We start from the raw sequence: 8672 nt of genomic DNA, 5'->3' as shown, positions 1-8672 counted from the left end.
GTAAATGAGCGACGTAATCTTGTCATTGAACACCTCAGGTCATGGTGGCGACTGTACCACCTAAAATGGTGTCCGGGATGATTAGACCACTACAATTCATCAACTCGAACAGGGAGTCGAGTAGTCCCTGTGTTGCTCGCAGAGTAAGGTTGAAAATCCCCTTGAGCATTAGGAAGGTTGCGATGGTCTGGTCAGTGTAAAGCTGGCTGCGGCCCCGCCGCCCATGATGCTCGTGGTGAAACCAGTTGCTCATGGCCTCGGCATCAACCCAGAAGGAGAGTGAACCACAGTTAATCAAAGACTGGTTGTATTGAGGCCAGTTGGTGATGGGGAGAAGCGACGTGCCCATGATGCAGATTTGAAGAGGATGGTGGTGATCAGATCACCGAGTCCCCAGTTAGTTCCCTTCAAACTGCATCGATTTGGGAAACAACGCCGCCCGTAGTCATTCTTCAGGACATCGATGACAGCCTCAAAGAACTCGGCTTTCTGACTCATCAGCGCCAGCTGCTGCTCGAGTTCCTTGATGTGCTGTTCGGGCGTCTGGTTGTCGGGGTCAGGCATGGTGATGCTCCTGCCAGCACGCACAGAAGCCCCCTGGCTCCAATCTTGCCGACCATGTTTACGCAACCATACCAGAACGGTGGAGCGGCCCTGAATGCCATAACGCACCTGAGCCTGTTTGTAGGTGAGCTCGCCTTTTTCAATCTGCCCGACCAGCGCCAGTTTAAAAGTCAGCGAGTAATCGCGCTGTGTCCGTTTCACACCTTGTCCCATCGGGCTCTCCATTTATATGGGGGAAAGGTGTAAACCATATTCAGGACGGGACAACTGGTATAAAAAAGGCCCCTATCGGGGCCATTTTCAGCATTTAATTCAAGACAATGGGAAGGCAGGATGAACGAATCCCTGGTAACCATCGATATGCAACTTGGAAAGCAATTCCACTTGATGTTGATCCTCGACGCGGGTCGCAATGGTGGTCACACCGGCATTGTGTGCGGCGCGACACACTGCAGCCAGGAATGAGGTGTCAGCCCCCGGCTCCATGACCTGACTGGTATAACCGTGATCAACCTTGACATAAGCCGGCGACAACTCCTCCAGATAGCCCAGAGACTGGAAGTGACGACCATAGTGGTCAACCCCCCACTGGAAGCCATGAGCTTGCAAGGTGTCCACCAACGCAGCCACGTTGTCTTTATGTTTCATGATGGCAGCTTCAGGTATTTCAAATAATAACCGCTCTTTGAGCTCTGCATGCTCGGTCAGATAGCGCGTCAGCCAGGTTAAAAACTCATCCGAGCAGAGCGAGCCAGCAGTGATGTTGATCGCCAGTACCAGATCAGACTGTTTTTGCAGTAATGGAACGCAAGCATCAAGCACCGCCTGGTCAAACTCGCCACCCAATTTGAACTGTTCAATCGCGGGCAAGAACTGACCTGCAAAATAATCTGTGCCATCCCGAGAGATAGAAGCAAACAGCTCGGCATGCAACCTTGCTCCATTATCAAACCGGCAAGCTGGTTGTGCTTTGAAGCGCCAAAGTTGTCGTGAAATTGCATCTTGTACCAGATCTCGCCAGGCCAAACGCCCCATCAAACCTTGCTCGGTCCCCCCTTCCATCACCACAGCACCACGGCGTTCATTGCGCGCCTTGCCAAGCGCATTATCGGCTTTGGTCAACAAGGCAGAGAGATCATCATTGCCATCACGACCGGCAATACCGATGACGGAGAGCGCATCCCCTTCGCCCATTGGATTCACCACCAGATCGGCAATGCGGCTATTAATCACTTCAGCCAGCTCTTTTAGCTGAGTCAGATCGTCAGTTGGACAGAGCAGCGCATATTCCGTCGCGGAGATCCGTGCCAAGGCTGCGCCATCCCACCCTTTTAATTGCTCTCTCAAGACCTGAGCTATCGATTTAACCATGTTGTCGCGGGCAGCAAAGCCTTCATCGCGATAGATATCATCCAGCATGTCGACCGCAACCAGCATGACACCACCTTGACCAGCCTCCGCTATCCATGCGTTTACCTGACCCACAAAATAGGCTCGGTTGCCAAGCCCTGACACGGCATCGACATAAACCCGCTCACGCAATTTCTCGGCCTCATCGGCTTGCTCTTTGAACTGCAACGCCAACTTGCTTGAGAGGGTGTTGATCGCCTGAACGACCTGCTTCAATTCATGGGTTTTAGGCTCCGGGATCGTATGACCGAAATGGTGCAGCTCGATCTCTACGGCTTGATCACAGATCTGTTTGAGTGGCTTGAGCAAGTAGTTGAGTGCTCTCATCAACAAAATTGTGGTGATCAAAAAGCCGACCAGAAACCAGCTCGCCAGCTCACTCATCCCACGCCACAACTCGTAATAAGCCTGGCCGGGGTGACCCACTACTTTTAATTTTCCAAGCTGCAACCAGCCAGACGTCAGAATTGACTCGTTGGATACCTCAGGAAACAGTCCCAATTTCACAAACCACTGTGGCACTCCCTGAATATTGTTGGTATTTTCCTGCTCGATGACATCCTTTGATGCCAGCAGATCAAGGCGAACTAGTCGATAATAGCCACCATCAAAAATGGCCTGGATCACCGACTCGGCACCAACCTTGTCACCGTTTTCCAGATAGGGGGTGAGCGCAAGCCCCAGTGAGGTTGCCGTATTGATGACCGTTGTTTCCTGTTGCTGCGCCAGATAAGTGCGGGTTGAATTGAATTGCACCCAGTATGTGGCCGCAAATAACAATCCAAACAGCAGCAGCATGGTGGCTAATAACTGTCGATAGAGCGTCATAGGTTAATCATCCAAATTCACCACTGGCCGAGCCAATCGCCCCGAGGTCATGCGATTGCGTAAATCATTCCATAATCCCAAGCGGGATGATTGACCAGCCAGTTCCCCTTGGCCTCGTGCCTTCATCAACCACAAGTGACTACCGTTAAAACTGTAAATAGGCACCAGATCACGCCGCTGTGTGGCAGGGCGAATCGAGCCTATCAAATTATCCAAAATAACCGGAACGGAAGAGGGTGTCTCATAATATGCCACCACCATGTGAAACTGGTTGTAATCAAGAGCCTTAACGTACACCATCCGCATTTTATCATCCGGGATCCCAAGCTCGAGCAGCGTAGAGTATTTGGCGATACTGAAATCTTCACAGTCTCCCCCAGCGGCTCCCAAAAATTCTAGCGGGGTTGCCCAATAATCCTTTTTGCGCCACAACTTGATATCGTCAATAAAACGCATCCGATTGAAAAAATTATTTACCCGCTCAAGCTTTTTTTCTTCGCTCAGGGCCCTGCCCTTCGTCTCCATGACCAGCATACGCCAACTAGTTACACGCTTGCCGGCTCTGGCGCCATAGGTCTGCTCCGCCCGTTTGATCAAGTTGAGATCTTCCTGTGGCAGAGGCTGACTGGCACAGAGCAGAAGTGAGAAGGGTAACAGCAGGATCCATAAGGAGTGGCGCAGAGCGCGTAAGGATCGGTATCTCCATTCATTAAGAAGATAACACCATCTGCCGCCGGTTCCGCGCTGGAGTGTCACGTCATATTCCTGCTGCATTATTGCTGCTGCACTCCTCAAAGCCCGTGCAACCATCTGCTTTAGCCAAACATGGTGACTGCCAGCAGCAGTCACCATATTGGCGTTCATGATCCCAGCGGGATCATGGGCAAACGGTTATTGCCTGGCCTGCCATTCAGCGGGTTGTTTGACGCTAAATGCATTGAGCAGGCTACCTGTAGCGTTGAGAATGCGATAGTCCGCCAGCAGTGCATCATACTCGGCAGTGATATAGCTGCGACGCGCCTCGAACAGTTCGTTCTCGGTGTTCAATACGTCCAGCAATGTCCGTTGACCCAACCCAAACTGCTTCTTGTATGCCTGTACGGTGTCATAGCTGGCGTCAACATGCTCTTTCAGGAAGGTCTTTTGCTTGGCCAGCGACTCTTTCGCGTTCCAGGCCAGACGAGTGCCTTCCTCAACCTGGCGAAACGCATTCAAGTGAATGTCTTTCGCCTGAGAGTAGAGCGCCGATGTTGCATTGCTCTCTGCCACATCAGAACCGCCACGGAACAGGTTGTAACGCATGCGCACCATTGCGCTCAGATCATCGTTGCGCCCTTTGACCGCATCGATATCCTCATTCCAGTTCTGATCGACCTCGAATGTTACATTCGGGTAGAAACCGGATTTGGCGCCTTCATGTTGATACTTGGCCGCTTCGATATCCTGCAGGGAAGAGAGCAGGGTCGGGTGGACTTCGGTCGCCGTTTTCAGCGCACTATCGAGGCTGGCCGGGATAAGCTCGGTATTGGGAACCGGCTGTACCAGATCTTTTGGTACCTCGTTCACGACACGAATAAATTCACTCTCTGCGTCGCGATAGTTGTTTTCGGCAGCGGCCTGATTTGAATAGGCCCGGGCAACACGACCTTCAATCTGGGTCTGATCCGCAGTAGAGCCAAGCCCTGAATCAGTCCGCTTGCTGATGTCGCTGCGGATCTGTTCGTGGGTTTCCAGGTTTTGTTTGGAAAGCTCCAGGATCTCCTGCTGGCGCAGCATATTGAGGTAGACCTCAGCTACTCGCAGCGCGGTATTTTCAGCTTCGGAGATCATCGCCAGACGCTGGGCATTGGCTTCAGCTTCGGTTCTGGAGACGTTGTTGCTGACATCAAAGCCATCAAACAACATTTGCCGCAGACTGAGTCCAGCCTCCTTGCGAGTCATGGAATCATCAATATTGCTGTTGGCACTGGCAGCACGGGTAGAAGGGCTGTCAGTTTTTTCATAGCCTACGCCACCACGCAGATCGATCGTAGGATAATAGCCACCCTTGGCTCCATCATGCTGATAGAGTCGTGCCTGATACAGATCAAACGCTTCCTTGATCTTGGGATGCGTAGCAAGTGTCTGTGCCACCGACTCTTCCAGAGTCTGGGCCTGACCCAAACTAGGGATCAGGATGCAGCCACTGACCAGCATGGCAACAATCGTTTTTTTCATGTTATCTCCAGTCATGTTTTGTTTTTAGATTGTTGGCTTATCGTTCTCTCAGTGCCGACTGCTTTGCCCGTAAAATCGGCTTAAGCAAATAGTCTAGGACACTTTTTTTACCAGTAATGATATCAGCACTGGCTAACATACCGGGGATGATGGGAAGTGCGTTAAGCTCATCGCCCAAGTAACTTTTCTCTGTTCGAACCCGAACCAGATAAAAGGAGTTCCCCTCCTCATCCTGGATCGAATCCGCACTTATCTGTTCAACCTTGCCATACAATCCTCCATAGATTGTAAAGTCGTAGGCAGTAATTTTGACGATGGCATCCAGCCCCGGTCGCAGGAAGGCGATATCTTTCGGTGACACCTTGGCTTCTACCAGCAAGGTATCCTCCAGCGGCACAATCTCCATCAAATCCATGCCGGGCTGAACCACGCCGCCCAGGGTGTTGATCTTGAGCTTCTTGATGGTGCCCTTGAGCGGTGCAATCACGCTGGTCCGGTCAACCCTGTCTCGCAAGCCAACCTGCCCTTCTGATAACTGGCCAAGCCGCCCCTGTTTCTCATTCAGTTCAGTCTGGGAATCTGCTCTGAACTTCAGCGCAATATCATTACGCTTGGAGATGGTCTCACGCAGTACCGAATTGAGTTTTGGGATCAGCAGACGGTTGCTCTCCAGCTCCCCCTGCATCTCGTTGACCTGCCGCTCAAGCTTGATTAGCTCCACTTGAGGCACTATACCTTCTTTCGCCAGCGGACGGCTAATATTCAGTTCCTGTCTGGCCAGATCCACACTGCGATTCACGGTGCGGATCTTGGCATTCAGTTCAATCAGCTCCTGCTCTTTCTGTTCGATTTGCTGACCAAGAATATAGAGCTGGTTCTTCAGGTTATTGAGGCGATCCCGCTGTACAGAGCGCTCACGGTGTGCGTATTCGGCAAAAACGGTTTCATAACCATCGGGAAACTGGATTGGCGCTTCACCTACCACGACCTGTTCACGCCACCCCAGTGCCGGGTCGTTTTTCACCTCGACGCTGGCCATCTCGGCGCGCAGACGAGCCACATCCCCCTTTAGAGTGACTACCTCTTGCTCCCGTTCTCTAAAGTCGGAGCGGAAACGGGTGTCATCAATGCGCAGCAGAGGCTGTCCCTTTTCGACGATATCCCCCTCTTTAACGAAGATCTCTTTGACGATCCCCCCTTCCAGGTTCTGGATCACCTGCAGCTGACGGGACGGAATAACCTTGCCCTGACCCACGGTGACTTCATCCAGTTCGGCCCAGGCCGCCCAGACGATGGCACTCATGAAAAAGAGGAAACAGCACCATAGCAGGATACGAGCTCCGGTCGGCGTGGTCAGCAGTACAGCTGCCGCGCCGTCATCGACAAACTCCAGATGCTCGGGTGCTGGCAATACCTCGCCGGAAGGCGTCTTTTTGCTGCGCTTGAACCAGTCCATGAGCCCCTTAACCATGGGACACCTCCTGCACGCGCACCTTGCCTTCCTTCAACTGCTGCAACACCACCTCTTTGGGGCCATCAGCAACGATCTGCCCCTGCTCGATAACGATCACTCGCGATGCCACATCCAGCATCGAGGTTTTGTGAGTGATGAGGATCAATGTGGTTTCCGGGCCCAGTCTGGCTAGCTCCTGTTTGACCTGCATCTCGGACTGGTTGTCCATGTTGGAGGTCGGCTCATCCATCACCAGAATGGGGGGATCATTGAGCAGGGCGCGTGCCAGCAGGATCGACTGACGCTGGCCACCGGATAGCTGACGGCCACCCTCGCCTATCTGCCGATCCAGCCCGTTAGGATCCCGGTTGGTAAAGTTGGTGACACCCGCCCGCTTGGCTGCGCGCAAGACTCTCACATCATCCACCAGCGGATTACCCAGCATGATGTTGTCCCGCACCGATCCGAAAAAGAGAATGACATCTTGCGGAACACAGCCGATATTGCGACGGATCACCGCAGGTGGCAGTTGATCGAGTTCAAAACCGTCGATACGTACCGAGCCATCGGTCGGTCGATACAACCCCATCAACAGCTTCTCGAGGGTCGTTTTACCCGCCCCAATCCGGCCGATAATCGCCACCTTTTCGCCCGGCTGAATGCGCAAATTGATATTGTGCAGGGTGCTGGTTTCCATTCCCGGATATTTGAAGGAGACATTTTCAAATTCAATGCGACCGGCAATCACCGGATGATGGATATATTGCTTGCCCTCCTCCTGCTCTCCCGGGGTTTGCATGATTTTTTCCAGAATATCCAGTGCTGACTTGGCCTGGTTATAACGGGTCGACAACACGGAGAGTTGCACCATGGGCGCAATGGCGCGGCTGGAGAGCATCACGGCGGCAATCATGCCCCCCATGGTGACCAAACCTTCGGAGATCTGGTAAACACCGACGATCACCAGACCGACCGTCACCACCTGCTGGATATAGCTGGCCAGCGAGGACATGGAGTTGGTAATGCGGCGGGTCTGTACGCCCCAGGTGGAAATATGGGAGACGGCCTGCTCCCAGCGATGCTGGAACATGCTCTCGGCGCCGAAAATCTTGACGGTTTCCAGCCCGGAAATACTTTCAATCAGGTTGGCGTTCTTCTGGGACGCAAGGCGTGAACCCTCTTCGATGGACTGCTTGAGGGGCTCTTGAATATAGAAGCTGTAGGCGATGAGGATCAGCATGGCGACGATGGGAACCACCACCATTACGCCTGCAAACATCCAGATAATAAAAAGGAAGAAGACGGCAAAAGGCAGATCGATAAGAGTAGAAACCGTTGCAGAGGTGAAAAACTCACGCACCGATTCAAATTCCTGCAGATGTTTGGCGAACGCGCCAGTGGAAGCGGGACGAGACTCCATCCGCATGCCCATCACCTTGGCGAAAATCTTGGCGGACAGCAGCACATCAGACTTTTTACCGGCAATGTCGATAAAGTAACTACGCAACTGCCGCATCACAAAATCGAAGGTAAAGACCACCATGGCCCCGACCGCCAGCACCCAGAGTGAATCAAACGCCAGATTGGGCACAATCTTGTCATAGACGTTCATGGTGAAAAGAGGGCTGGCGATGGCAAACAGGTTGATCAGAATGGAGGCGATCAGCACATCGCGATAGATACCGCGGGATTCGAACAAGGTGCTCCAGAACCAGTGTCCATCACGGGTTTCCAGCACCTTGGGAGAGCGCTCGTCAAACTTGAACTGCTTCTTTACATAGAAGAGGCGCCCCAGATACTCATCACCCAATTGGGCTGCGGTCAGCCATTGCGCGGCATCACCGGCCTGCGGGAAAATCACTTTCCCCTGGCTGCGATCTTCGTTCCACTCCAGCAAAATGCAGGCGCCACCACTGCGCATCTGCAATACACAAGGCAGCAGCAAGGGAGAAATATCGGCCAGTGGCTGGATCACTTCACGGGCGGATAACCCGCCCCGCTCGGCAGCACGGCAAAAGAGTGCGGTTGTCAGGCGTCCGGAGACCAGTGGCAACCCGGTCGTCAGGGCATCCTGACTGTTGGGTACACCATAAAAACGGGTCAAGAAGACCAGACACTCCAATAACTCATCAATACGACTTGTTTCTGCTTGCATAGCATCCTGTCACTGCATAAATGAGGTAGATAAGAGCGTTCATCG

The 8672-nt window shown here is 52.8% G+C and carries 5 protein-coding genes and 2 pseudogenes; all 7 read right to left on the bottom strand.

What is annotated here, in order from left to right:
• Positions 1-94: 94 nt before the first annotated feature.
• Positions 95-349 (bottom strand): annotated as a pseudogene (locus AB5Y73_RS07535) (transposase); the annotation flags it as partial.
• An 89-nt stretch (positions 350-438) separates the two neighbouring features.
• Positions 439-777 (bottom strand): annotated as a pseudogene (locus AB5Y73_RS07530) (IS3 family transposase); the annotation flags it as partial.
• Between the two features lie 99 nt (positions 778-876).
• A complete protein-coding gene (locus AB5Y73_RS07525) occupies positions 877-2802 on the bottom strand; it encodes an EAL domain-containing protein (RefSeq protein ID WP_107682176.1) in 1926 nt (641 codons plus the stop codon).
• 3 nt (positions 2803-2805) lie between these two features.
• The gene (locus AB5Y73_RS07520; protein WP_223849329.1) at positions 2806-3558 is read right to left on the bottom strand and encodes a transglutaminase-like cysteine peptidase; all 753 of its coding nucleotides are present in this window, start codon (positions 3556-3558) and stop codon (positions 2806-2808) included.
• 135 nt (positions 3559-3693) lie between these two features.
• A complete protein-coding gene (locus AB5Y73_RS07515; protein WP_107682175.1) occupies positions 3694-5019 on the bottom strand; it encodes a TolC family outer membrane protein in 1326 nt (441 codons plus the stop codon).
• 37 nt (positions 5020-5056) lie between these two features.
• Positions 5057-6490, bottom strand: a complete 1434-nt coding sequence (locus AB5Y73_RS07510) for an HlyD family type I secretion periplasmic adaptor subunit (RefSeq protein ID WP_181294836.1) — start codon at positions 6488-6490, stop codon at positions 5057-5059.
• Positions 6483-8627, bottom strand: a complete 2145-nt coding sequence (locus tag AB5Y73_RS07505) for a type I secretion system permease/ATPase (protein WP_005350980.1) — start codon at positions 8625-8627, stop codon at positions 6483-6485. Before AB5Y73_RS07505 ends, AB5Y73_RS07510 begins: the two co-directional genes overlap by 8 nt.
• Positions 8628-8672 lie beyond the last annotated feature (45 nt).

Origin of the sequence: Aeromonas sp. s7(2024) (assembly GCF_040907825.1) — a bacterium.
GTDB lineage: Bacteria > Pseudomonadota > Gammaproteobacteria > Enterobacterales > Aeromonadaceae > Aeromonas > Aeromonas veronii.
This window is presented reverse-complemented; position numbering and strand designations above follow the sequence as displayed.